Raw genomic sequence first — 22641 nt, forward strand, 5'->3', positions numbered from 1 at the left:
CTCCATTAAATTGATGAGATTAGAATACCTGAAAAATGAAGGCTAAAACAGATACCCGGTTATTTGACGCTTACCAACATACTTCTTATCATACTTGATTCAATATATCACCCTTGACTACTACCACGACGATTAATCTTATCTCTTTTCTCAAATTTCCCAGATTGATATCTGTTTAAATCCACTCCAAGATAAGCATTTAACTGCTTATAAGTTGAAAAGCGATTAAGATCGCCAGTAAAGCCTAATAGCAATGCAGTGCTCAATTGCCCAGTACTAGGAATACTTGTAATTATTCTAAATTCCTTAAATTTAGAAGCTCGTCTAATTACTTCCCTTTTTGCCTTTTATCAAACGATTATTATATGCTTCTATTTCATCACAATAATCAGAAATTAAAAGGATCGTAGGATCATCTGCTTCAATACTAGGATAAGATCCTTTATCAGCTAGCCCAACCTTAGCACAGTATTTCTCAATTAAAGTTCGCTTTATATGTTTTTCAATTATTCGATAAAGACTATCAACCATATTTTTAACAGTTAAGCCGACTAAAAAGTCATGATGAGCATACATTCTAAACATTTGTAATGCCATTATCGAAGATGCATGAACAAAAATTGAATTTAACTCAGGAAAAGATAACTCAATTAATGATCGTAAATGATTAATTGCTCTTGTTTGACACTTTTGAAGATACAAATAATCAAGACAATATTTTTTTAAGTTCTTATAAGAGTTATCTGGGTATTTTCTTCCTCTAAACTTAATTTCATCATATTGCGTTATGCCAAACATTGCTAATTTAAATGAATCATTACTGTCATTTTTATTGCGTCTAAGCTCTGCCATTCTTAAACTTGCCTTAAAAGGATTAAGTTCAATAAAATTTATCTACTTTTGTTGTAGATAACGGACAAGCGCATTTGAATAACATCCAGTCTTTTCAAAAATTAAGCAAGTATCCGACGTAAAGTGGATAGATAAATCATTAAATCCGCCTTTATTATGAATAAAAACAAACGTCTTTTTTTAACTCATCAGTTATTTGTGTTGCGTGACTCTTCCCTTGACTAACATCTATTCCTATAAAATTCACAATATCACCTCACAATACTCATTGAGGCTAATATATCTCACTTACTCAATTTCCAAAATACGATCTTAACAATCAACAACCTAAATCTAGCTTTTAAGTGAGGCATATTAATGGGCCAGTTTAACAAACGAATTTTCAATTCATTCCTGTTGTCGACCTCAACCTCAATTTAATTTTAAACAAAAAATAAGAGGTGAACTACAACATCGTCATGTTATAGTTCATCTCCTACTTTAGGTTGTTGACAAACAGCCAAAATTGTCCATCAATACGTTTAACAATTAAAAATAAATTACAACATCGTTATATTATCCACTTTAAGTCATTTAATACATGGACCTTTTATTTACAATCATCAAAACAAATTATTTATTAGTATGACTCAATTATCTTTTTATTTATGTTTATGCAATTTCTGATCTACTAATTCTTTTGCTTCCTTTATTATAGAAGCTTTTAGTAAAGCTACAATTACTATATAAACAATTACACCAACAATAACTTCTATCCCCATCATTAACCATGAATTTTTCAAATGGGCATTCATCCAAAAAACAGGTACAAACATTACCAAGCCAGCTATAAAATATTTCCATGAATCTGCAAATAACTCTTTAAAATTAAGCAAATGTCTTACTGCCCACATTTGATATAGAGTCACTGAAATTTCAGATAATACAGTTGACCACATAGCTCCATTTAATCCCCAAATCCGTATCAATGGTACGTTTAGAATTAAATTAACGACAGCTCCTAACGTAACAGACCAAGTAAATTGTTTTTGTTTATGGATAGGTAATAAATACTGCACACCTAATACATTACTCCATGCAATAATTAAAATCACAATAGATTCAATCATCATAGCGGGACCAACGGGACCATAGCCCGAACCATAATATTTAGGTGCTAAAGTAAGTGAAATAGCAGCTAACCCAAACATCATAGGATAAGAAACTGCAGAGACAAAATTAAATGACTTATACAGCATTTTATTTACTTTATGCATATCACCATGTGAAACCGCATTAGCAACATGTGGCAACATAACAGTACCGGTTGCGGTAACTAATGCCAAAATTAATTTTACTAAATTATCAGAGTATTGATAATATCCAGATGCAGTTTCACTATCCATTACACCCAGCATAGTTTTATTAAGCTGAACATAAACTTGTGTTGCAATCTGCGGAATAAACAATTCCGCCATTGGTAAAAAGTGTTGCCACGGATTTAGAAAATTAAAAGAAACCTTATTGAGATCACGTCTTATATTTGGCCATAGTGTTAAATTACCAATTAATGTTGATAACGCAAGTACAATAATATATAAAGTCACATCCTTAGGTCCCTTTATAAAGACAAATATTGCAATCATCGATATTACTTTTACCAATGAATTTTTTAAGACTGTAACTTTAAAATCTTCTATGCCTTCATAAAACCATGAAATATCAAAAGCGATCGCTATTAAATTAAGTGATTGAGCCCACATATACTCAGATTGACGAGTATAAAAGATCATAAATATTTCAAATGCTACAAAAGCATATAAAGTCATAATTGTTTTAACTATTTGGATTTCCCAAAAAGTTTTCGACATTTGATCCTTATTTTCTCTTACATAGGCTATTTGTCTATTTCCATAATATCCAATTCCCATATTTGCAAATAAAATAAAATATTGAATTATGGAATTAGTAAAAGAATTAGCACCTACTCCTTCTGGTCTTAAAACCCGACTTACATAAGCCGATGTAATTAAAGGTACAATTATTGCTAATACTTGATATCCAACATTGTAAAGGTAATTTTTAATGACCTTCATAAAAACTATTCACCAAACTCATTTTTTACAGATTCTAAAGCTGCTGTAATTACTTGATCCATATTATAGTACTTATATTGACCTAAACGTCCACCAAAAATAACTTTATTGTTTTCTTTTTCGGCTAAATCTCTGTATTGTGCATACAAAGTATTATTTTTTTCATTATTAACTGGATAATATGGTTCATCTCCACGTTTCCAATCCGCAGGATATTCACGAGTAATAATAGTTTTATTCTTATCGCCTTTACCAAATTCAAAGTGCTTATGTTCAATTACACGAGTATATGGCGTTTCCGCATCAGTGTAGTTAATTACTGCATTCCCTTGATAATTATCTACATCTTTTTCTTCAGTTTCAAAATGAAGTGAGCGATATTCTAGTTCGCCTAACTTATAATCAAAAAACTTATCAATCATGCCAGTGTAAACGATCTTATCAAAGTTCTTTAAATATTCATCCTTTTTATCAAAGAAATCAGTATTTAATTTAACTTCAATATTCTCATTATTAAGCATTTTTTCAACAATTTGCGTATATCCACCTTTAGGAATACCTTGATAATCGTCATTGAAATAATTATTATCATAAGTTAAACGAACTGGTAGTCTCTTAATGATAAATGCAGGTAATTCTGTAGCTTCTCTGCCCCATTGCTTTTCTGTGTATCCCTTAATTAATTTTTCATAGATATCGCGTCCAATTAATGAAATAGCTTGTTCTTCAAGATTTTGAGGCTCTTTTCCAGCCATTTCTTGACGTTGTTCATTAATCTTATCCATAGCTTCTTGTGGAGTTCTTACGCCCCACATCTCACTAAACGTATTCATGTTAAATGGCAAATTGTATATTTTACCATAATAATTTGCTACAGGACTGTTAGTATAACGATTAAATTCAGCAAATTGTTGTACGTAATCCCATACTTCTTTATTTGAAGTATGGAAAATATGTGCGCCATATTGATGAACTTGAATTCCAGCAACTTCCTTAGTGTAAATATTTCCTGCCAAATGATCCCTTTGTTCAATTACAGTAACTTTATTATTACGTTTTGCTGCTTCATGAGCAAATACTGCTCCAAATAAACCTGATCCGACTACTAAGTAGTTCATTAAATCAAACTCTCTTTCTTTTCTTTTGTTTCTGTCATAAAATATTTGCCAGCTATTAAAATAAACGGAGAATACCACGGTAAAATAAATTGTGGATCAAACATCCCATGAATAGCAATTACACAAAGTACTCCCAGCAAAAATATATCATTATTTTGCCTTACTCTTTTATTTATAACAGTTAAAAAATATAAAAGTAAAAATGTGAAAACATATCCATTTCCTACTAATAACTGTACATATGCGCTATCTATAAAATTATATTGACCTGTTATTTGTCCTAACCAATTATAAGACGTTAAAAAATGAATTGACGTACCAAAAGGTCTAATACCATATGTTTCAATAGCATTTTGTGACAAAACTAGTCTATTTGATAAAATATCATTTAATATATAAAAAATGTTTTTAGGACATATAAATAATAACATTCCTAATATACATGGTATTATCAAATATATATATTCTTCTATAAAAGAAAATATTTTAATTTTGTATAATCGCAATTTATAACCTGTAATTTTAGAAAGTGTAAGATAACCTAATAAAATAATACTTAAATAAAATGGATCTCGAGTTTGTGTAATACGATACAACAGAATGTTAATTAAACCTAATATGATTAGCTCAAAATATTTTATATTATAATTTCTAACTACTAGATAAGAACAGGTAATAAAGAAAAATATTTGTGCTGGAAATGAAACAAATGCAAATCCTAAACTATTTCTATACCGTGCACCATAACTTAACTGCGTTGAAATAATATTAAAATGTGATAATAAAATTGTTCCAATAAAGACTAAAATAGAGAAACACAAAAATATTTTTATAACTAATTTAAAATCAAAATTTTTTCCTACTAATAAGAAAATATATCCAGTTAGAAATGGTAATCCATATATATTCTTAAATGTATAAACTAAACAAATTAAAAATAAGATAAAAAGAAAGAAATTTTTTACAGATACTTCATAATTGGGTTGTATGGAAAAGTTAAGCACATATAAAACTGCCAACCCCATAATGATAGCTACATTTAAATAAAAAGATATACCTGAAAAGTTAAAGTTTTTAATATTGACAGTCAAATTTATTTGCGTAAACAGTCCCCAAATAAAATATAATATACAATATAAATACTCTAAAGTTTTAACCTTTATCTTCACTTTTAACTACCCAATCTACTCATCATTCAAATTATTCTCTATTTTAGTAATTACTGTATTTAAAGCACTTGTCATATAAAAGCCATTAGACAAATTTTTAGCAATCTTTTGGACATTCGAACACATTGTTAAATACTCTTCTTTAGATATCTGACTCAAAATATTAGGTAATTTACTCAAATCGTCGATTAACAACCCTATACCATTTTCTTTTACAAAATTTGCTTCAGCAGCTTTACTCCAAATAATAACAGGTAAATTAGATGCTAAATATAAAGATAATTTATGAGGATTATTATATTTTAAATAGTTTCCAAAACTACCCTCACAGCTGTGTATACTCGTACCATCCCATATTAATCCATATCCGGAATTTAAGACATTTGGAATTTCAGATGGTTTAAAGCTTCCCCCGTATATAACATTCGAATAACTATTCAATGAAAAATTTGGTCCAAACAATTGAAAATTATTATCAACTTTGTCTAAATACTTTAAATACTCACTCTTGTTTGTATCTAAATTGCCTGCAATATTGATTGTAGTACTAAAAACTGGAAAATCAGACATATAATTATTTCTCAAATAATCAAAAATTTGTAAATTAACTAATTTTTTAGGATCTATTCCTCTTTTTACAAAATAATCAATCATTGATTCATTATGTAGTATGACATAATCTGAGTTTTTAATTACAAATTCAAATTCATTCCTTAAAGATTTTTTCTGATCTATATTTCTCAACTCATTAACATCATGAATTACAGAAACAAAATGTACATTCTTTCTTTCTTTCAATTTCTTTAAACAATGCAATCTGTTAATCTGCCTACCATACTTCGGATACTGCAATAAAACAATAGAATTACTTGAAATAGCATTATATGCTTTTTCCCACTGAGTAATAAAAGATAGCTGATTACTTATCTTGGAAAATGAACCTTTTTCTTTTCCAAGAATAATTTTTAATGGTTCAAATTTCAATTTATTAGCTATAAATTCTATATCTTGAGGTGCCTTACTCCCCGCATTCCGTGTATTAGCATAGGTTTCTACAAATTGATATTTTTTCATTATTTATATTTCCTCAAATAATATTTAATAGATGTTTTTAATCCTAATTTTTTTCTCTTTTTGTTAAATGAATAAGGAAACTTTATAATCATTTCAAACTTTTCGCCTGCTCTTTTCCCAAAAAGTTTGGTTACATGTTGACTAATCTTATGGTATTTTTTTTCGCTTTCACTTAACCACGATGCTTGAAAATGATGAATAGCAACAGTTTTATCCGTTATATGTAACTCTCCTGTAAAGTAGTTCAAAGGGCAAAAATATTCTGCTGGATAGATATAAATACCATCTACTACTTGAATGCCCTCACTATTATTACTGCTTAAACCATATTCTTTCAATAGCCTTGCAACCCTTTTTCCCACAGGAGTATTATTCGGTATTCCGTCTTTGGTTAGATAATGAGAGTTTTCATAATCATCTAATACTTCTTTATAAAAAACATTTTTCTTTTGTGAAGCCATTCCTACACCTGGATTTACACTATCATATTCTTCAGTTTCTAATGCAAAAAAAGGCCCATTTTTAATAATATTATCTAAAGACTTTATCAATTCAACGTCTGTATCTAAATATATTCCACCATAATTATATAAAACCCAAAATCTCGCATAGTCGCTTACAAACGCCCATTTTTTTGAATCGTAGGCTTCTCTAACATATGAACAACAGTTAATATCAAAATTAGTCTCATTCCATAATTTTAATTCATAATCAGGACAATACTTTTCCCAACTTTTTATGCATTTTTTTACTTTAGGAGGTAAATCTTTTCCACCAAACCAAAAATAATTTATAACTTTGGGGATTTGTTGATTTTTCATTATCTTTTCCTTTTTTTGCAAATCTTGTAATATTTTTTGATATTATACTTAATTATGATTTTTAATTACTTAGAACTATAAATTAACCTATAATATAAATTTTAATTAAAAAATGTTTCGATCATATTTAACCTTTTTATATTTTGAGAAATCATACAAATAGTCAGATAAATTTTTTTCAATATATTCCATATCGGCCTTACTATTCGGATATCTATCCATTAATCTTGTATTATTTATAGAAATTTTGGGATTGAAGTATTTATACGGATTATCATGATGTGAAATATTAAGAAAATTTTCAATTTTTTCAATTGTCTTATCATATTCGTAAATCAAATCTTCAAAGTTTACAAATATAATATTTTCACTATCTTCTCTTAACTGATTTTTTCTTAATTTTTTATAATACTCTACAAAAGTTTTTACATCTTTTCTAGGCATAAACCGACCTTCACCAGTCCAGTTACCAGCATATTTTGCTAAAATCCAAAGATCACGTGGATCTCTATCCACAACAATAGCCCTAGGATCTTTGAAAAATGGAAAACTTTGTTGCGGTGCATTTCCCTCAAAAGGTTGATCAAGTACTACTGGTTTATTAAAATCTGCTCCAGCAGCTTTCAACAAACTAGTAGTATACTCTTGCGTAAGTTTATAAAAATCATCAGGATTAATTGACAAATATAAACGTCTAGCTGGCCATTTATCCCAAGAATGATGAGTAATTTTTTCATATAAAGGAAAAATTATTTTTTTAAATCCTAAAACAACAGAATTTTTCAGAATGCTTTTACTCATATAATCTGAATTATCAAGCCCTATCCAACATTCTTGGATTAAAGAATTTGTATATTTTTTCGTTAATCTTATAAATTCCTTGGGTGGAATAGTTTTATGCACTAAGGGAGTTTTAGCCCACGAAATTGTTGAGTCTAAAAAGCGGTGAATTGCAATATCACCTGACATATGTCTAGAATATTGTTTAAGCAGATGATACTCTAAGTCCTCTAATCCATCTACTTGAAAAGAATACTGAAATTCCGCATTTCCAAGAACCTGTAATTCCTTATACTCTTTCAATAAATCGACTACTGCACTGGAGCCTGTTCCTCCATAACTACAAATTCCAATAATCATTACTTTCATCCTAACCTTTATGTTTTATTCTTAAAATTAATGCCGCCAAATTAATCTTCACTAAAAGGGCTCTATCTATTCCGTCAGCCGCTCTAAAATCTCTTAAATGAATTTTACAAGTTTTTACCGCAACTTTTATTTCTTTTACCAAAACATCTCTTTGTTTTTTCGTTATATTAGGGACTTTATATACATCTGATATTGCACCAAACCCTTTAACTAATAGATACAAGTCCCAATAATTATACTTTTTTCTTAACGACGAATACTTTCTCATTTCTTTAATAAAAGAAATTTTATCTTTCACATCTTTTATGCTGCGTGTAGCAGTAATTGAGCTTTCACGTGAACGATAAAAATAATTTTCATTTGAAAGGCGCACTGAACAATGTGCTTTATCATATATCTTATACATGGTTCCTATATCTTCATAATTTTTTCCAACAGGAAAATAGATGTTATTATCTTTAATAATTGAAGTTTTAATTAATTTGCCCCATGCAAAATTTGTATCATAAAATCCAAACAGCATATCTGCTGCTTTTCCCTTTAAAATTTTAAAATCTTGTTTTTTATAAACTTTTTTTCCATTACTATATACTAAACATTCCTTAATAGAAACGATATCTGCGTCATATTTTTCAGCATTATAAACTAAAGCTCCCACATAATTTTTGCTAATCCAGTCATCTGAATCAATGAATGTAATATATTTGCCTTTAGCCTGATTTATGCCCGTATTACGTGCACTTGATAATCCTGAATTTTTTTGCGAAATTAGTTTAAATCTTTTATCCGTCTTTACATATTGTTTTAAAATTTCTAAAGAGTCATCCGTAGATCCATCATTTATAAAAATTGCTTCGTAATCCTTATAATCTTGTTTAATTATTGACTCTATGCAAGAAGTTAAATAATCTTGAACATTATATACTGGTATAATAATTGAAATAGTTGGTCTCATTTTATTCACCTAAAATCTTTATAAAATTTTTTAAGTAATTATGCGGAGAAAAATATTTTTGTACATATTCAAAATTACTCATTTTATTTTCATATGTTTTTTCTAAAAGTGAATCAGATATTTCTGCTATTTTCTCTACAAGATCTTTATCTCGCTTTAAAATAATACCCTTATCTTTTACATATTCAGGAATTCCTCCAGAATCTGTAGTAATCAATTGGGTCCCACAAGCTAAACTTTCAACCATGGTTAATCCTGCAGGTTCTTCCCACATTGAAGGAAGAATTACTAAATCAGCTGCATTATAAAATAAAGGAAGCTGTGAATGGGAAACATAACCAGTAAATATTATCTTATCTTTTAATTTTTCAAAATTATATACTAATTTTGAAAAATACGCATCTTTTTCATTATTACCATGCATAACACTTCCAATAATTAGCAATTTAAAATTAGATACCTTCATTTTATTAATAGCGTCTAAAACAATATTAAGACCTTTTTCTGGCGAAATTCGTCCAACAAAAAGAATAATTTTATCATCTACAGGAATCTTGTATTTTCCTTTTATTTCTTTTCTATACTTCTTTCGATTTTGCATTGGATAAAACATTTTAGTATCCACACAATTATATAAAGTATGTACCTTATTTCGATCAATTTTTCCAAGAGGAGTATTTCCATTTATCAATTGCTTAGAAATATAATCACTTACACATAAAAAACCTGTACACTTCTTTAAAATCTCTTCCGCTTTTGCAGTAGTGCGTGGCAAATTATGAAAATGATAAAAAAATTCACCTGAATAACGAGATAAATAAATCGTCCATACCAATGGTATATTATTTTCAAGAATTAATTTATCAAATTTTTTTCTTTTCAAATATTTACTAGATTTTTTTATATAAAAAAGCAATGAAAAAATAGACTTGTAAGATATAGCTTTTTTATTTTTAAAGAATTTCTTAACCATTTTATATAATGTTTTATCTAAAAATTTATATTTATTTGGAACCTTAATCCAAATAAATTCTACATTTTTATATTTTTTAGCTATTTGTTTAGCTTTATTATTATAAAAGGAAATAACTGTTAAATCAGCAAATTTATTTTTACTATTTTCCTCAATCAATTGTTCTACAAGAGTTGAAACTGCACCACCTTTAGCAGCAGGTACTGGAAAGGCACCATTAGAATCGGCAACTAAAAAACAAATTTTCATATATTTTCCCTCTTTATAAGATTCATATATAATTGCTCTACTTTAGCACTCATTTCTTTTCCATCAAAGTTTTGGATAGCTATTCTATATCCATTTCTTACTAGATTGTTTTTTAGTTTTTTATCCTCATATAAGTTTTCTATTGCTGAAGCTGCTTCTCTATAATTATCGCAATTCACCAATAATCCATTAACGCTATCTTTAATTATATTCGGAATTGCATCAACACGTGTTGCTACAACAGGAACTTTACAAAGCATATATTCTGGCAAAACCAATCCAAAACCTTCCCACCGTGAAAATAATGTTCCAACATCCATAACTTTCATATACTCACTAGGGTTATCTACCCAACCAGTAATTAAAAAGGAATTTTCTAATTTCTTATCCCTAATTAGTTTCTCAATATCATCACGTAATTCACCATCTCCCACCATGATAAAATAAGAATTAGAGATTTTTTTCTTAATTAATTCAGCTGCTCTCACAAATATATCTGGAGCCTTCTGTTTTGACAATCGCCCTACCTGTCCAATCACAAAAGCATTTGTTGGTATTTGGTTTAATGAGCGAGCTGATTTCTCAACTCTTTTCAATTTTTCTATATCTATTCCATTAGAAATAACTTCCAATTTTGATGCTTTACAAATTCCCTCTCTTAAAGCAGATTTTTTCTCTGAATTCGAAATGCAAATAATTTTATCACAAAAATTAGAAGAGATTTTTTCAAACCATTTATACATTTGCCTTTTTCTGCTTGACTGTTGCATATTAAAAGCCCAACCATGAGGATTATATATAAGCTTATTATTTATTCCCAAATTTGCAATTCGTGCAAAGGCACCTGCTTTAGTGGAATGAGCATAGACAATATCAGGTTTTTCTTTTTTTATAATATCTCTTAACTTTCTCTCAACTGTTATATCTTTAATCGGAGATACTTCATGCTCCATTTGTAATATAGTTATTTTTTGAGTTAATTTTTTCAGTCTTTTATAATCATAATTTTGTGAACAAACTAAAATATTTTCAACTTTACTATTATCATTATATTTAAACAAAGTTTCCAAATATCTTTCTACGCCACCAGCTGCCTCTGCAACATGTAAAACCTTTATCCTACTCATAAAAATTTCCTTTATAATAAAAAATAATGAAAAATGAAAATTCATTATCTCATTATTTTTAATACGCACTATTTGGATGAATAACAACACCAACAGTTTTCAATAAAATCTTAAAATCAAACCATAAGCTACTCTTATTGATATATTCAAGATCTAATTCTACCATTTCATCAAAATCTGCATCATTTCGCTTAGTTACTTGCCACAAACCAGTACATCCTGGGGTAACAGTTAATCGTAACTTATCATAATCAGTATAATCTGCCACTTCCATTGGTAGAGGCGGACGGGGACCAACTAAAGACATATCACCCTTTAAAACGTTCCAAAGTTGCGGTAATTCATCAAGACTATATTTTCTAATTACATGGCCTATCTTAGTTACACGAGGATCATCTTTAATCTTAAACATTGCCCCATCGATTTCGTTCTGTTCTTCTAATTGTTCCACCATTTGATCAGCATTCACAATCATTGAACGAAATTTCCACATTTTAAATGGTTTTTCATTCTTTCCAATTCGTTCTTGTGAATAAAAAGCTGGGCCACCATCTTCTTTTTTTATTAGAATAGTTAAAACTAAAAAAAGTGGCGATAATATTATTAAAGCAACTCCACTGGCTAAAACGTCAAATCCACGTTTCACTACATGATAACCAAGTCGATCATGCACCTTTGACGGATCTAGTTTTATTTTCTTAACCTCTTGTGCCATCATTTAAAACTCTATCCCCCCAATAAATTTAAAATAACCAAAATCTTTTCTTTTTCTTTAAAGGTTTCCAATTTAAATTAACATTATCAGAATTGATAATGTTTCTCGCATTCTGCTTAAAGCTATTAGCAACATCCAATCCTTGCGTCTTTTCTAACTTCTCGTAAGCGTCATGCATACGACTTTCACGTTTTGGCAACGTATGTGCATCCGAAGCAAAAGTAGCTACTTGACCAGCTTCTACAAATCGATCAGCTAATTTTTCTATCTCTTTACCAAATACTCCCACATACGAACTAGCAGTTATTTGCGTTAGACAGCCTTGCTCAATAAACTCTTGTAATTTTTCTGGATGAGCCAAAATACCAGAATTTCTTTCTGGATGAACAATTATTGGTGTTATTCCCCGGCCCAATAATTTAAAGGTCATATCTTTGGCATAAGTTGGTACATCTTCACTTGGAAATTCTAATAACATATATCTGCCATCTTCATCACAGAATAAGATATCATCATCGTCTAAAGCTTGCGGTAAATTTCCATTTAAACGAACTTCTTGACTTGGAAAGACAGTTAATGGAATATTATGTTTATTTAATTCTTCCTGAAACTTAGCTGTATCCTTAATGATATCCTTTTTATGATTTAGATATTTTCCATTTAGAGTATGAGGTGTCATTAATGCGTGCGTAATTCCATCTGCTACTGCAGCCTCTGCTAAACCTAATGAGGATTCTAAATCAGGTGATCCATCATCAACTCCTGGTAATACATGTGAGTGAATATCAACTAATACCATTATTTACTACTTCGTTTCTGTATCTTTTTCTTGGCTATAACCATAGCCATAGCCGTATCCATAGCCATAGCCGTATCCATAACCATATCCATCAGGACCAGTTCTTACATCGTTCATTACATAACCTAAAACATGTATCTTAGTTAAGTTAAGCATTTCAATAGCCCGCTCAACTCCAGCCTTTTGGGTAATGCCGTGACGTACAACTAACACTACACCATCCATTTCACCAGCTAAAATTTGGGTATCAGAAACTTCAAGAACTGGAGCAAGGTCTAAGATGACTAAATCATAGTGTTCTTTAACCATATTTAAGAATGCTCGCATTCTGTTAGAACCTAACAATTGGGCTGGGTTAGGTGGAATAGGACCAGCTGGCATAATAGAAAGATTAGGAATAATATCTTCTTTTACAATATCTGCCATGTCTACTTCATTAGAATGTGAAGTCAAAATTGTTGTCAATCCTACTCTATTCGGAATATCAAAGGTTTTATGTAGAGTAGGTCTATGAAGATCAGCATCAATTAATAAGACTTTTTTCCCTGATTGAGCCATAGTTACAGCTGTATTAACTGCCACCGTCGACTTACCTTCACTAATATTGGCAGAAGTAAAGGCTAAGACCTTAATCTGATGATCAACACTTGTAAAATCAATATTAGTCTTAACAGTTCTAAATTGTTCACTAACTGGATTTTGTGGCTTAGCTACGGTAATTAACTTAGCACCATATTGCATGGTCTCATCAGTACCATGTTTTTTACGTCTATTAAACAATCCCATTTATACTCTCCTATACACGTTTCTTTTTACCAGAATTGCTATCATTGTCATTAATACTAAATTTATTAGACAAGTGGAAGTGAGATATATGACCTAAATTAGTTAAACCTAATTCTTTAGTCAAGTAATCATCGTCCCTTACTGTAGTATTAAATGAATCACGTAAGACAATTAAAGCTACACTAATAATTAATCCAAGAATAATACCGGCAAATGTAAATAGTGAAGTCTTAGGGAAAGTTTTAGCACCACGAGAAGCAGGTGATACAATTGTCACATTATTAACATTCATAATGCTCTTGATTTTGCTCTTAAACGTTTGAGCAACTGCATTTGCGATTGCTTGAGCTTTTTCTGGATCATTACTCTTAGCACTAATCGTGAAAACTTGAGATTGTTGTTGCGTAGTTACAGAAACTGCTTTTTGCATTTCCTTAGTGCTCACATTATAACTACGTCCTGCTCTTCTAACAACTGCTGGTTCAGCTGGGCTTACTAACTTTTTAGTCCCATCTGCTAAAGTGCGATATTTAGCTGGTTTAGCTGCTTTTACTACTTCAGTAGGATTTTTTAGCCACTTAGAAGCATCTTTTAAAATAACTGGACTAGTAACAATATCCTTATAAGTATTAATTACCTGTACATCAGCTTGTTGAGCATTAAAAGCTTGATTGGCATCATTTTCATTTCGCTTTTGATTAACCAAAATTTGTGTAGTTGAAGTATATTTAGGTTCAACTACAAAAGCAGCTAACACAAATCCTACTACTCCTAAACCAACGGCCCATAAGACAATAGACCAAATATGGGTACGAAGAAGCATCCATAATCTGCGTAAATCGATTGTATTTTCAGTTTTTGTACTTCTTTCCACTTTTTCCTATTCTCCTGTCTTCAAGGTTTCCGGCTTAAGCCCTAAGGCAGCACGTAACTTATTACTAATTCTTTGACGTTCAGTTAAACTAACTGATTCATATGCAACTCCATCTTCCCAGTCACCTTGGCCTTGAGCATGATCACTAATAGTTTTATTTGTTGCAGATCGATATCCCGTTGCTAACTGAGTCATATTATCAAAAGTTAAACTTGTCAGCATTTCTTTAGATAATGTATTTAAGAATTTTTGATTCAATACTGTCTTATATGAAATAGATGATTTTAATATAGACATTAAAACAAGTCTTTGCCTTTCTTGTCTACCATAATCTCCCCGCGGATCATCATATCTCATATCACAAAAAGCTAATGCACGCTTGCCATTCATATGATAAGTTCTTCCCTTTTGAAATGAATAGCCCAAATTAGTAAAAGTTAATGGTGAGGTAACATCTACACCTCCAATTTGATCAACTGCCTTAACTAATCCCTTTAAGTTTACCAAAACATAAGCATCTATTGGAACATTAAAGTATTGCTTCAATGTTTTTATAGTTTCGTCTACTCCTCCATAAGTATACGCAGCATTTATTTTTGCTGGTGAATAATCAGCATATCCTGGTAAATTAACTTTCATATCTCTCGGTACACTAACAATAGTCGTTTTATTTGTTTGAGGATTAACTGTCATTATCATGATAGAATCCGTTCTTCCCTTATAATCACGACCAAATTCGCCCGTATCAGTTCCCAATAATAAAATGCTTACCGGTTTCTTTTTCTTAAGTGTATTAGTTAAGTTTCGATCACTGATATCACCACTGATAGGATTATACATGGTATTTGTGGCAACATGGATATTGTGCCAAGCGATAATAACCGCAATGATATCTACTGCTAGGAAGACACCCAATACAATCCAAAAGATACGCCAAAACTTTTTACGTCGATGATGACGGCGATGATGTGAGCGATGTCTTAATTCATTATCACTATTCTTATGATCCATTTTATTCCTCTTTTATTTTTTGCTTTTTAGTAACACTAAAAGTCATTATACAAAAAAATATATGAAAATTCATAGAAAATTCACAATTAGCATAAAAAAACACATTTATTGAATCAAAACATACTCTAAATAGCGGTCTAACCACCTTCACGTTGATAAGTATACTGGCACCCCCTAGAAATCAACCTTATTTCGGTAAAAACCCGGCTCTTGTTATTTAATTTGCTACGCTTTTTATTTAATTTTTCAAAGCGTTTTTCAATTTAAGGAGCAAGAACTTCTTTACTTTCTGCAAAGTTCGCCTTGAACATCCCGCCACTTCAACCAAATTTGTAATTTCTTTTTGTGCGAGCAGATGTTCAAAAAACACTAGTTTTTCAATTTCATTTAATTCCTTGACTTTATTTTTCAAAATTATTAAGTTATCCCATTCGACTTTTTCTTTCTTAAATTCAAGCTCGTTATTTATCTCTTCGCTTTTTTCTTCGCGGCGTTGAACCTTTCTTAACTCATCTCCGGTGAGCATCCATGGTGTTTGTATTATAAGCAGTTGCTTCATTAATTGTTAAACCAACTGACTTACCCATCGCCTTAGCATGATCATAGGCTGCGTTTGCCTTAGCTAACGGAATAGCCTTTTCATAAGCTAGAAAGACTGCATTAGTTTGCTTAGTTGACTTAGGAGCATCTAAATCAATTTGAAAAGCATTCAAGTCATATTTCAATCTTATCTTGAACACCTAACTCTTCAATTGCCTTTTGTAAGTTAGTTTCACCAATGTAGCAGTAATGACATGCATAATCGCCCCAAATTGAAATTTTCATTTTTCAACTCTTCTTTCTCTTATTACACTCTCACCTCTACAATAGAAACTTTATCCGTATAAAGCAACTATTTTCGCTTACGTTTTAAGTCTTCTTTAGTTGCAACTAAGTCAATTATCTTCTTTGGTGCTAGATTTGGATACATATGAGTAAGGTAAGCTAATAATTCAACGAAGTTTAGTAAGTAACTCGTTAAATTATTGTCTTTCATCATCCCACCAGTGAAATTATTGTCTTTAATATTTGCGAACATGTAAAAATCACGGACTGTATCCATATTTTGATAAGTTACTAGCTCACTGAAAATGTCATTAATTTCTTTTCGAATTTCTTGACCATCAGTCACCTCTCGTTTCACTGGTAAGTCAATTGCATATGCAGAATCCCTTCCATGAGCTAAATCAAGATAGGACTTTCTCTCAAGCATCATATCGCTAATTTCTTTAAACTTTTCATCAGTAAAGTCCATATTTACTTCTAGACTAGTTAAATAACCAGCTAAGGCTTCTACTAGATCATCTTCTGTCTTAAAGGATGGGGTTAATACATAAACATAGCGGTCTGTTCTCAAAAATAGAAGAAAGTACGTCAAATCTAAATGTTGCAAGTTTCTACTATATTTAATTAGTTCTTTTTCAAAGCGATAGCCTTCAATATTTTCTAAGTCAAATTGGCCACCCTGATAAGGAGCTCGATATATTTGCCAAAAGTCTTCTACATTGAAGCCATCAATATTTCGATCTTCAAAAGCAGCTTTATTGAGTAATTTAGCTTCACTAGGACGCTTTTTTTCTAAATCTTTTATTAGAGCTAAAGGATTAAGAATATTGCGGTTTGCATATTCCATGAGCATCACTTGAATATCATGATAAGTCGACATATTTTGATCACTAGTATCATGGAAGAAAACATCCCCTAACTGGTCAGTATAATTAACAACCAAGACATAGTCACCAATCTCTTCTTCACTAGCTAGTTCTTCAGCTAAATCAATGATGTCTTCTACTCGTGTTTCTAGTTGCTTAAGCTTATCATCAGTAATCTTTTGACTAGGGCGCTTGAGCTTTCTCATAGCATGCACATTAAATAAGTCACTTTCTAAATCGCCCTTTAATACATCAATGAACTCATAATAGTCTAGATCAAGTCTTTGAACGAAAGTCCCAATTAACCTAAAAACAAGACCCTCAGCTCGTGCTGGTTGATAAGAGCGGCGTAAATTATCACTAATAAAAGTTTCTTCAAAGTCCGGTGTCTGTACTACGACTGCGAGGTCCATTGTATTTGGCGTTTCATACACCTTATCAAGCAGTTCTTTCATTTTATTACTTAACATTTTTATACCCTACCTATTCCAATCATCTCACTTTTCATCTATTATACGGATATTTATTTTTAGAAACAAAAAGTCTGCAAAGAAGCAGACCTTAAGCTAGATATTTTCACCATACATAATGTTTGAAAAGCTACCATTTAATGACTTGTCTTAACTGACATGTAAGTTAACAACGTTCCCCTTACCAGACTCATCTACCAAAACAATTGGTTTTTGCTTGTGTCAGCAAAAGAGAAAAGTCTTATGTTGTCCATCTTTAGTTAAGTCATGATTATAGATAGCCAAGACGTCATAATCATAATGATGTTCGCCTTGTAGGCTTCAGCCAATGCTTATCTTTTTACCATTCAACTTAAAAGTATCTTTCTTAAAGGCATCTGGATAAACACGATTTGCTGAAGTAGAAAGCTTGTTTTTACCATCATATTTTGTATAGGTTTGGCTCTTATTTTTACCGTACTTATCCATTTCCTTAGCTAGTTTTTGATCTTTTTTCTTATCCCAGTGCTTCTTCTGAGTAGTCTTTGAACTCTTAGCGCTACTATTATTAGTTGAATTAGAGTTATTGGAACAGCCGCTTGCTCCTACTAAGCTGAGAGCAATCACACTCATTAATAATATTTTCTTCATATAATGTTTCTCCTTTTCTTCCATTCTCATCCTACCATTAAATTTCAACTTTAGAACCTTTTTAATCTTGAATAAAAAAGGTGTAATTTCACTTTTTAGACGAAATTACACTTTGAATAGAAGAAATTTAGTAATAGAGGCTAGTTTGCCTTCTGATATATTAAATTGTTGATTGCTTCAATTAGAGCTTCTTTAGTAGGCACACCTTCGTCATGATAATGGCCAATTTCAAAGTATGGTACTGCATCCGCATTTCGACTGGCTAAGTCATTTTCATCTTCGATAACTACGTCCTTATATTCTTCACTCGCAAGAATCTTTTTGGCAGATGAGTCATCCAATCCAGCGTCTTTTGCTAATTTTACTAAGACGTCATTATCAGCAATATTTTGATTTTCAACAAAATAAGCTTTAAAGATTGCGTCAATTAACTTGGCTGTCTTTTGATTACTTTGTGTATCATTAGCCCATTTAGTTAAACGCAATGCCTTCATCGTAGTGACTGGAAGTGTATTTACATAATTAATTGTTAAACCAGCATCTCTAGCTTGTTCAGTAATATTTTGAAATCTTTCATGAAGTTGCTTTTGGGTTAAACCATCTTTTTTCATCAACTTCTCTCCCCGCGTTTGCGTTGGATTTTCAGTAGCAGTTGGATCAATTTGAAAAGTGCGAAAGTTATAATCTAACTTGTTTTGATCAATTCCTACTGCCTTAACTGCCTCAGTTAGCTTATGAAAAGCAATATAACAAAATGGAGATGCATAATCCATCCAAAAACTCATTCTCATAGTATGCCTACTTTCCGGTTATTTAGTAGCTTCTTTAATTAAAGCCTTCAAATCATCATCAGAAAAGTCTTTACCGTATTTATTTTGTAATTCTTCTAAAATAAAGCCATTGTCACGATTACGGTGAATCATTTCACGAACGTCTTTCATAATAGCTTCTTTTTCACGATCAAATGTTGGAACTGTCATAATTACAGCCTTCTTTCATATATAATCCGCTTTCACTTTTTATTGTATGAGCTTGAAGTCATAATGACAAAGACTTAGTCTTAACATAATAAAAGTGTCTGGGAAGAAACTCGATTTTTAGCCCGGATATAAAAACACAGAAATTCATTATTTTTAGTGAATTCCTGTGTTTTTTGTTTTTGAAATGAAAATTCGAAGGTTTTACCTTCTTGTTGGCTCCATATTTTTTCAGATTCATCGTCATGAACATGATACCGACATCCGTTTCGACTTTCTTTTTGCCTCTTAAATGCGTTCTGCGCATACCAAATACACTCTTCATGTGCCCAAAAATTGGCTCCACATCTGACTTGCGACAGCCATAGATGCGTTTGCCTTCTTCGCTTTGAAGAGTCTCTTTTGCTTTTTCTTTTAAATACTGCCAGTTAGGATTGTAGCGAATCTGTCTTTGTCGACCTGTTTTGGTCTTAGCCAATTGGGTCAGTTCTTCAGTCAGCTGGAACTCATCAGCTTCATAAATTTTGAAGTTTCTGACCATGCCAGTAGATTGATCTTTTCTTTGACTATAATATTTGAAGTTAAAGCGGACGCCTGATTTATCTACGTAATAGTCTTCTTCTTCGTTATAGTACCAGTTGTCGACCTTTGATGGATCTTTCTTATATTTTCGCGTTTGTTCTTTTTCGTATTGTGTATACGGAATCTGATAGTTCTTATCTGAATAATTCTCTTCCAGAATCGAGTAATTGTACTCACTGCCATAGCCCGCATCGGCCACAATATTTTGAAACTTATCGAGAATTCCTCTGGACTTCATTTGGTCTAGAAATGGTTCGAATGTTCTAAAGTCAGTCGGATTAGGAAACAGGGCAAAATCAACTATATATTGATTAGTAGTCGCTGCCTGAATATTGTAGCCTGGCTTTAGCTGCCCGTTTTTCATATGATCTTCTTTCATATGCATGAAGGTGGCATCATGATCTGTTTTAGAGTAGCTGTTACGGCCAGCAAAGATCTCTTCAGCTTCTTCGTACTTTTTAGCACGCGGAATAAAATCTTTTCTGAGTTTATGTGCGATCTTCTTTAATTCACGGCGCTTGGCCTTATTTTTTGATCCGCCTGGAATGGCTTTAGGTTCTCGATCAATTTTCTCGGTCAGCTTCTCAACTTCTTTTTCCGTTTCTTGAGCCAGAATCTCTAAGCCTTGACTAGTTTGGGCTTTTTCTTCGGCCATGGCTTTGACTACTTCTTTATTGATCAGTTCTTCATATAAAGCAGACACGTCTTCCTTTAACTTGGCATGATACTTCTCAATAGCTTTTCGCCAGACAAAAGTGTACCTGTTGGCGTCCGCTTCAATCTTAGTACCATCGATAAAAACTGCATTTTCACGGATTAATCCCTCATCTTCTAATAATGAAGTAAAGTAGACAAAGCACTGCTTAATTACCTTATTGGCATGGTCGCTTGATCTGAAATTATTGATCGTGTGATAAGAAATCTTTCTATTGTCAGCCAAAATCATCATGGGCAGATTCTCTTCTAGCATTCTTTCAATTTGTCTGCCTGAAAAAACTCTTCTAGAATAAGCAAAGAGTAAAATCTTAAGCATCATTGCCGGGTGATATGCAGGTCTGCCTGTATTAGAAGTAGTTTCTAAGATAACTTCGTTAGGAATAGAATCAACGAATTCACTGATAACACTGGCAATGTGATTTGCAGGGATAGAAAAATCTAAATTTAATGATAAAGTAGTTTGTCCTGTGATATAATTTTGATACATGTTTAAGCCCACTTTCTATTGTTTTTTTGTGGTGATTAAATAATATCAAGGAATGGGTTTAAAGTATACAAAAAGAGCGATGACTTCTTATGAAGTTCATCGCTTTTTTCATGGCCTGGAAATTAGTTTTTTCCCAGACACTTTACAAATCATGTTGATATTTCTTCAATAAAACAACCGCAATCCAAATTGAAATAAATGATGGCAAAATAATTACTACCAGTAAATCCGGATTGAGGATACGAACTGTTTTGATCATTTTAGTAATTGTATGGATCTTAACAATGTTATTGAAGATTGATTGATAAACTGTAACATAAATTAATGACCATTGAATACAGTATTCAATCAGCGTTAACGTTATTTCGGAAATATGATAATGTTTATTGAATCTCTTTAATCCCTCATATAATAGTAAGCCTGATAGAATTACTAACGCTGCTAAAAGCAAGAAGAGATTTCCTAATTTCATATCATGAACCCGATCAATAAATAGTGCCGCAATTCCAAAGAAAATTGAGAAGTTAACTGTACTAAGCAGTAGTAATACTAAAAATAAAATAATTGCTTTTAAAAAATAAAAACGATGTTTAGAAGTAAAAATATATTCTGATATTACTATTGCTAAAATAACCAGGAAAATTGGTAAAACTTGCATTAGTTATCAGACATCTCGATTTTCTTAATAAGAGCTTCACAGCCGCGATAAATCTCTTGATACGCTGCTTCAAAGTCACCAGTATACCAAGGGTCATCAACATCCATCATCGAGCCAGTAAAAGATAAAAGCTTATATTCTTTTCTTTTAGGATCTCCAGCTGAAATATGATTCATATCAAAGAAGTTTTCTTCATCCATCCCGATAATGTAGTCATATTTCTCATAGTCGCTCTTAACCATTTTTCTAGCCTGCCGATGGTTAAAAGGAATTCCATGCTCATTCATTACTCGTTGAGAACGTACATCGATATCATGGCCAATCCCACTAATAATTGCATCTTCGGTTGTAGCGGCTGAAGCAATTTCATATTCATTTTCTTTACCCAGATCTTTAACAATCTTCTTAGTAATAAATTCGGCCATTGGCGAACGACAAATATTCCCATGACAAACAAATAAGATTTTTTTAGTCATTTCTTTCCCTTATTTCTTTAAAGTGTATATTTTAATTCTAAAGCTAATACATTTATTTAGGCAAGAAAAAATACCGACTAGAGCTTGTCAGCTCCAACCGGTATTCTTCTTTTTCAAAGGTTGTCGAAACATTATTAGTTCAATACTTTCAACGTATCTAATTATATCAAAGATAGATGAATTTAATCAGCAAATTATGCAATTTT

Annotated in this window: 25 protein-coding genes and 1 pseudogene; all 26 read right to left on the bottom strand. The window is 31.3% G+C overall.

Annotated features, from left to right (window positions below):
* Window positions 1–107 precede the first annotated feature (107 nt).
* The 26 genes and pseudogenes from CP370_RS09890 to CP370_RS00120 all read right to left on the bottom strand — a co-directional run bounded on the left by CP370_RS09890 (window position 108) and on the right by CP370_RS00120 (window position 22435).
* The gene (locus tag CP370_RS09890; protein ID WP_308216145.1) at window positions 108–266 is read right to left on the bottom strand and encodes a transposase; all 159 of its coding nucleotides are present in this window, start codon (window positions 264–266) and stop codon (window positions 108–110) included.
* Between the two features lie 58 nt (window positions 267–324).
* Window positions 325–852: an IS110 family transposase gene (locus CP370_RS09895; protein WP_232457435.1), complete on the bottom strand. Its 528-nt coding sequence runs from the start codon at window positions 850–852 to the stop codon at window positions 325–327.
* A gap of 641 nt (window positions 853–1493) precedes the next feature.
* On the bottom strand, window positions 1494–2927 hold the full coding sequence (locus CP370_RS00015; RefSeq protein WP_087712895.1) for a flippase: 1434 nt from the start codon (window positions 2925–2927) through the stop codon (window positions 1494–1496).
* Window positions 2928–2932: 5 nt separating this feature from the next.
* Window positions 2933–4045 carry a UDP-galactopyranose mutase gene (gene glf, locus CP370_RS00020; protein WP_087712894.1) on the bottom strand — a complete coding sequence of 371 codons (1113 nt, stop codon included), beginning with the start codon at window positions 4043–4045 and terminating at the stop codon, window positions 2933–2935.
* A complete protein-coding gene (locus CP370_RS00025) occupies window positions 4045–5214 on the bottom strand; it encodes a hypothetical protein (RefSeq protein ID WP_087712893.1) in 1170 nt (389 codons plus the stop codon). Before CP370_RS00025 ends, glf begins: the two co-directional genes overlap by 1 nt.
* Window positions 5215–5229: 15 nt before the next feature.
* On the bottom strand, window positions 5230–6288 hold the full coding sequence (locus tag CP370_RS00030) for a glycosyl transferase (protein WP_087712892.1): 1059 nt from the start codon (window positions 6286–6288) through the stop codon (window positions 5230–5232).
* On the bottom strand, window positions 6288–7142 hold the full coding sequence (locus CP370_RS00035; protein WP_304441330.1) for a glycosyltransferase family 32 protein: 855 nt from the start codon (window positions 7140–7142) through the stop codon (window positions 6288–6290). Before CP370_RS00035 ends, CP370_RS00030 begins: the two co-directional genes overlap by 1 nt.
* A gap of 72 nt (window positions 7143–7214) precedes the next feature.
* Window positions 7215–8249: a sulfotransferase gene (locus CP370_RS00040; protein WP_143467861.1), complete on the bottom strand. Its 1035-nt coding sequence runs from the start codon at window positions 8247–8249 to the stop codon at window positions 7215–7217.
* A 10-nt stretch (window positions 8250–8259) separates the two neighbouring features.
* Entirely contained in the window at window positions 8260–9213 is a 954-nt protein-coding gene (locus CP370_RS00045; protein WP_087712889.1) for a glycosyltransferase family 2 protein, read from the bottom strand.
* 1 nt (window position 9214) lies between these two features.
* The gene (locus CP370_RS00050; RefSeq protein WP_087712888.1) at window positions 9215–10435 is read right to left on the bottom strand and encodes a glycosyltransferase family 4 protein; all 1221 of its coding nucleotides are present in this window, start codon (window positions 10433–10435) and stop codon (window positions 9215–9217) included.
* Window positions 10432–11562, bottom strand: coding sequence for a glycosyltransferase family 4 protein (locus CP370_RS00055; RefSeq protein WP_087712887.1), 1131 nt, complete (start codon window positions 11560–11562; stop codon window positions 10432–10434). The genes CP370_RS00050 and CP370_RS00055 overlap by 4 nt, the downstream gene beginning before the upstream one ends.
* 58 nt (window positions 11563–11620) lie before the next feature.
* Window positions 11621–12280 (bottom strand): sugar transferase, encoded by a 660-nt coding sequence (locus CP370_RS00060; protein WP_087712886.1) that lies wholly within the window; start codon window positions 12278–12280, stop codon window positions 11621–11623.
* 25 nt (window positions 12281–12305) lie between these two features.
* Window positions 12306–13076, bottom strand: a complete 771-nt coding sequence (locus tag CP370_RS00065) for a tyrosine-protein phosphatase (protein ID WP_087712885.1) — start codon at window positions 13074–13076, stop codon at window positions 12306–12308.
* Window positions 13077–13082: 6 nt separating this feature from the next.
* Window positions 13083–13862 carry a CpsD/CapB family tyrosine-protein kinase gene (locus tag CP370_RS00070; protein ID WP_087712884.1) on the bottom strand — a complete coding sequence of 260 codons (780 nt, stop codon included), beginning with the start codon at window positions 13860–13862 and terminating at the stop codon, window positions 13083–13085.
* A 10-nt stretch (window positions 13863–13872) separates the two neighbouring features.
* Entirely contained in the window at window positions 13873–14736 is an 864-nt protein-coding gene (locus CP370_RS00075) for a YveK family protein (RefSeq protein ID WP_087712883.1), read from the bottom strand.
* Window positions 14737–14742: 6 nt separating this feature from the next.
* Entirely contained in the window at window positions 14743–15747 is a 1005-nt protein-coding gene (locus CP370_RS00080) for an LCP family protein (RefSeq protein ID WP_087712882.1), read from the bottom strand.
* Between the two features lie 238 nt (window positions 15748–15985).
* Window positions 15986–16306, bottom strand: coding sequence for a hypothetical protein (locus CP370_RS00085; RefSeq protein ID WP_232457434.1), 321 nt, complete (start codon window positions 16304–16306; stop codon window positions 15986–15988).
* Complete coding sequence (locus tag CP370_RS00090; RefSeq protein ID WP_232458492.1) at window positions 16257–16487, bottom strand: hypothetical protein; 231 nt, start codon at window positions 16485–16487, stop codon at window positions 16257–16259. The genes CP370_RS00085 and CP370_RS00090 overlap by 50 nt, the downstream gene beginning before the upstream one ends.
* Complete coding sequence (locus CP370_RS09900; protein ID WP_232457432.1) at window positions 16462–16572, bottom strand: DsbA family protein; 111 nt, start codon at window positions 16570–16572, stop codon at window positions 16462–16464. Before CP370_RS09900 ends, CP370_RS00090 begins: the two co-directional genes overlap by 26 nt.
* A gap of 67 nt (window positions 16573–16639) precedes the next feature.
* Window positions 16640–17908, bottom strand: a complete 1269-nt coding sequence (locus CP370_RS00095) for a hypothetical protein (protein WP_087712881.1) — start codon at window positions 17906–17908, stop codon at window positions 16640–16642.
* A gap of 222 nt (window positions 17909–18130) precedes the next feature.
* A pseudogene (locus CP370_RS10175) lies at window positions 18131–18568 on the bottom strand (DUF4767 domain-containing protein).
* A 110-nt stretch (window positions 18569–18678) separates the two neighbouring features.
* Window positions 18679–19329 (bottom strand): DsbA family oxidoreductase, encoded by a 651-nt coding sequence (locus CP370_RS00105; RefSeq protein ID WP_087712880.1) that lies wholly within the window; start codon window positions 19327–19329, stop codon window positions 18679–18681.
* 18 nt (window positions 19330–19347) lie between these two features.
* On the bottom strand, window positions 19348–19518 hold the full coding sequence (locus CP370_RS09810; protein WP_164084810.1) for a hypothetical protein: 171 nt from the start codon (window positions 19516–19518) through the stop codon (window positions 19348–19350).
* Between the two features lie 58 nt (window positions 19519–19576).
* Window positions 19577–21301, bottom strand: a complete 1725-nt coding sequence (locus tag CP370_RS00110) for an IS1182 family transposase (RefSeq protein WP_087712879.1) — start codon at window positions 21299–21301, stop codon at window positions 19577–19579.
* Between the two features lie 142 nt (window positions 21302–21443).
* A complete protein-coding gene (locus tag CP370_RS00115) occupies window positions 21444–21959 on the bottom strand; it encodes a hypothetical protein (RefSeq protein WP_087712878.1) in 516 nt (171 codons plus the stop codon).
* A complete protein-coding gene (locus tag CP370_RS00120) occupies window positions 21959–22435 on the bottom strand; it encodes a low molecular weight protein-tyrosine-phosphatase (RefSeq protein ID WP_087712877.1) in 477 nt (158 codons plus the stop codon). Before CP370_RS00120 ends, CP370_RS00115 begins: the two co-directional genes overlap by 1 nt.
* Between the last annotated feature and the right edge of the window lie 206 nt (window positions 22436–22641).

It is taken from the genome of Lactobacillus sp. UMNPBX19 (assembly GCF_002553805.1).
GTDB lineage: Bacteria > Bacillota > Bacilli > Lactobacillales > Lactobacillaceae > Lactobacillus.

Excerpts from the sequence above, each read along its gene's own strand:
- CP370_RS00110 (WP_087712879.1), bottom strand. The coding sequence starts at position 21,301 with ATGTATCAAAATTATATCACAGGACAAACTACTTTATCATTAAATTTA.
- CP370_RS00045 (WP_087712889.1), bottom strand. The coding sequence starts at position 9,213 with ATGAGACCAACTATTTCAATTATTATACCAGTATATAATGTTCAAGAT.
- CP370_RS00085 (WP_232457434.1), bottom strand. The coding sequence starts at position 16,306 with ATGAAGCAACTGCTTATAATACAAACACCATGGATGCTCACCGGAGAT.
- CP370_RS00115 (WP_087712878.1), bottom strand. The coding sequence starts at position 21,959 with ATGCAAGTTTTACCAATTTTCCTGGTTATTTTAGCAATAGTAATATCA.
- CP370_RS00105 (WP_087712880.1), bottom strand. The coding sequence starts at position 19,329 with ATGAGAATGAGTTTTTGGATGGATTATGCATCTCCATTTTGTTATATT.
- CP370_RS00060 (WP_087712886.1), bottom strand. The coding sequence starts at position 12,280 with ATGATGGCACAAGAGGTTAAGAAAATAAAACTAGATCCGTCAAAGGTG.
- CP370_RS09895 (WP_232457435.1), bottom strand. The coding sequence starts at position 852 with ATGGCAGAGCTTAGACGCAATAAAAATGACAGTAATGATTCATTTAAA.
- CP370_RS00080 (WP_087712882.1), bottom strand. The coding sequence starts at position 15,747 with ATGGATCATAAGAATAGTGATAATGAATTAAGACATCGCTCACATCAT.
- CP370_RS00050 (WP_087712888.1), bottom strand. The coding sequence starts at position 10,435 with ATGAAAATTTGTTTTTTAGTTGCCGATTCTAATGGTGCCTTTCCAGTA.
- glf (WP_087712894.1), bottom strand. The coding sequence starts at position 4,045 with ATGAACTACTTAGTAGTCGGATCAGGTTTATTTGGAGCAGTATTTGCT.
- CP370_RS09900 (WP_232457432.1), bottom strand. The coding sequence starts at position 16,572 with ATGAAAATTTCAATTTGGGGCGATTATGCATGTCATTACTGCTACATT.
- CP370_RS00055 (WP_087712887.1), bottom strand. The coding sequence starts at position 11,562 with ATGAGTAGGATAAAGGTTTTACATGTTGCAGAGGCAGCTGGTGGCGTA.
- CP370_RS00015 (WP_087712895.1), bottom strand. The coding sequence starts at position 2,927 with ATGAAGGTCATTAAAAATTACCTTTACAATGTTGGATATCAAGTATTA.
- CP370_RS09810 (WP_164084810.1), bottom strand. The coding sequence starts at position 19,518 with ATGACAGTTCCAACATTTGATCGTGAAAAAGAAGCTATTATGAAAGAC.
- CP370_RS00095 (WP_087712881.1), bottom strand. The coding sequence starts at position 17,908 with ATGTTAAGTAATAAAATGAAAGAACTGCTTGATAAGGTGTATGAAACG.
- CP370_RS00070 (WP_087712884.1), bottom strand. The coding sequence starts at position 13,862 with ATGGGATTGTTTAATAGACGTAAAAAACATGGTACTGATGAGACCATG.
- CP370_RS00040 (WP_143467861.1), bottom strand. The coding sequence starts at position 8,249 with ATGATTATTGGAATTTGTAGTTATGGAGGAACAGGCTCCAGTGCAGTA.
- CP370_RS00065 (WP_087712885.1), bottom strand. The coding sequence starts at position 13,076 with ATGGTATTAGTTGATATTCACTCACATGTATTACCAGGAGTTGATGAT.
- CP370_RS00030 (WP_087712892.1), bottom strand. The coding sequence starts at position 6,288 with ATGAAAAAATATCAATTTGTAGAAACCTATGCTAATACACGGAATGCG.
- CP370_RS00120 (WP_087712877.1), bottom strand. The coding sequence starts at position 22,435 with ATGACTAAAAAAATCTTATTTGTTTGTCATGGGAATATTTGTCGTTCG.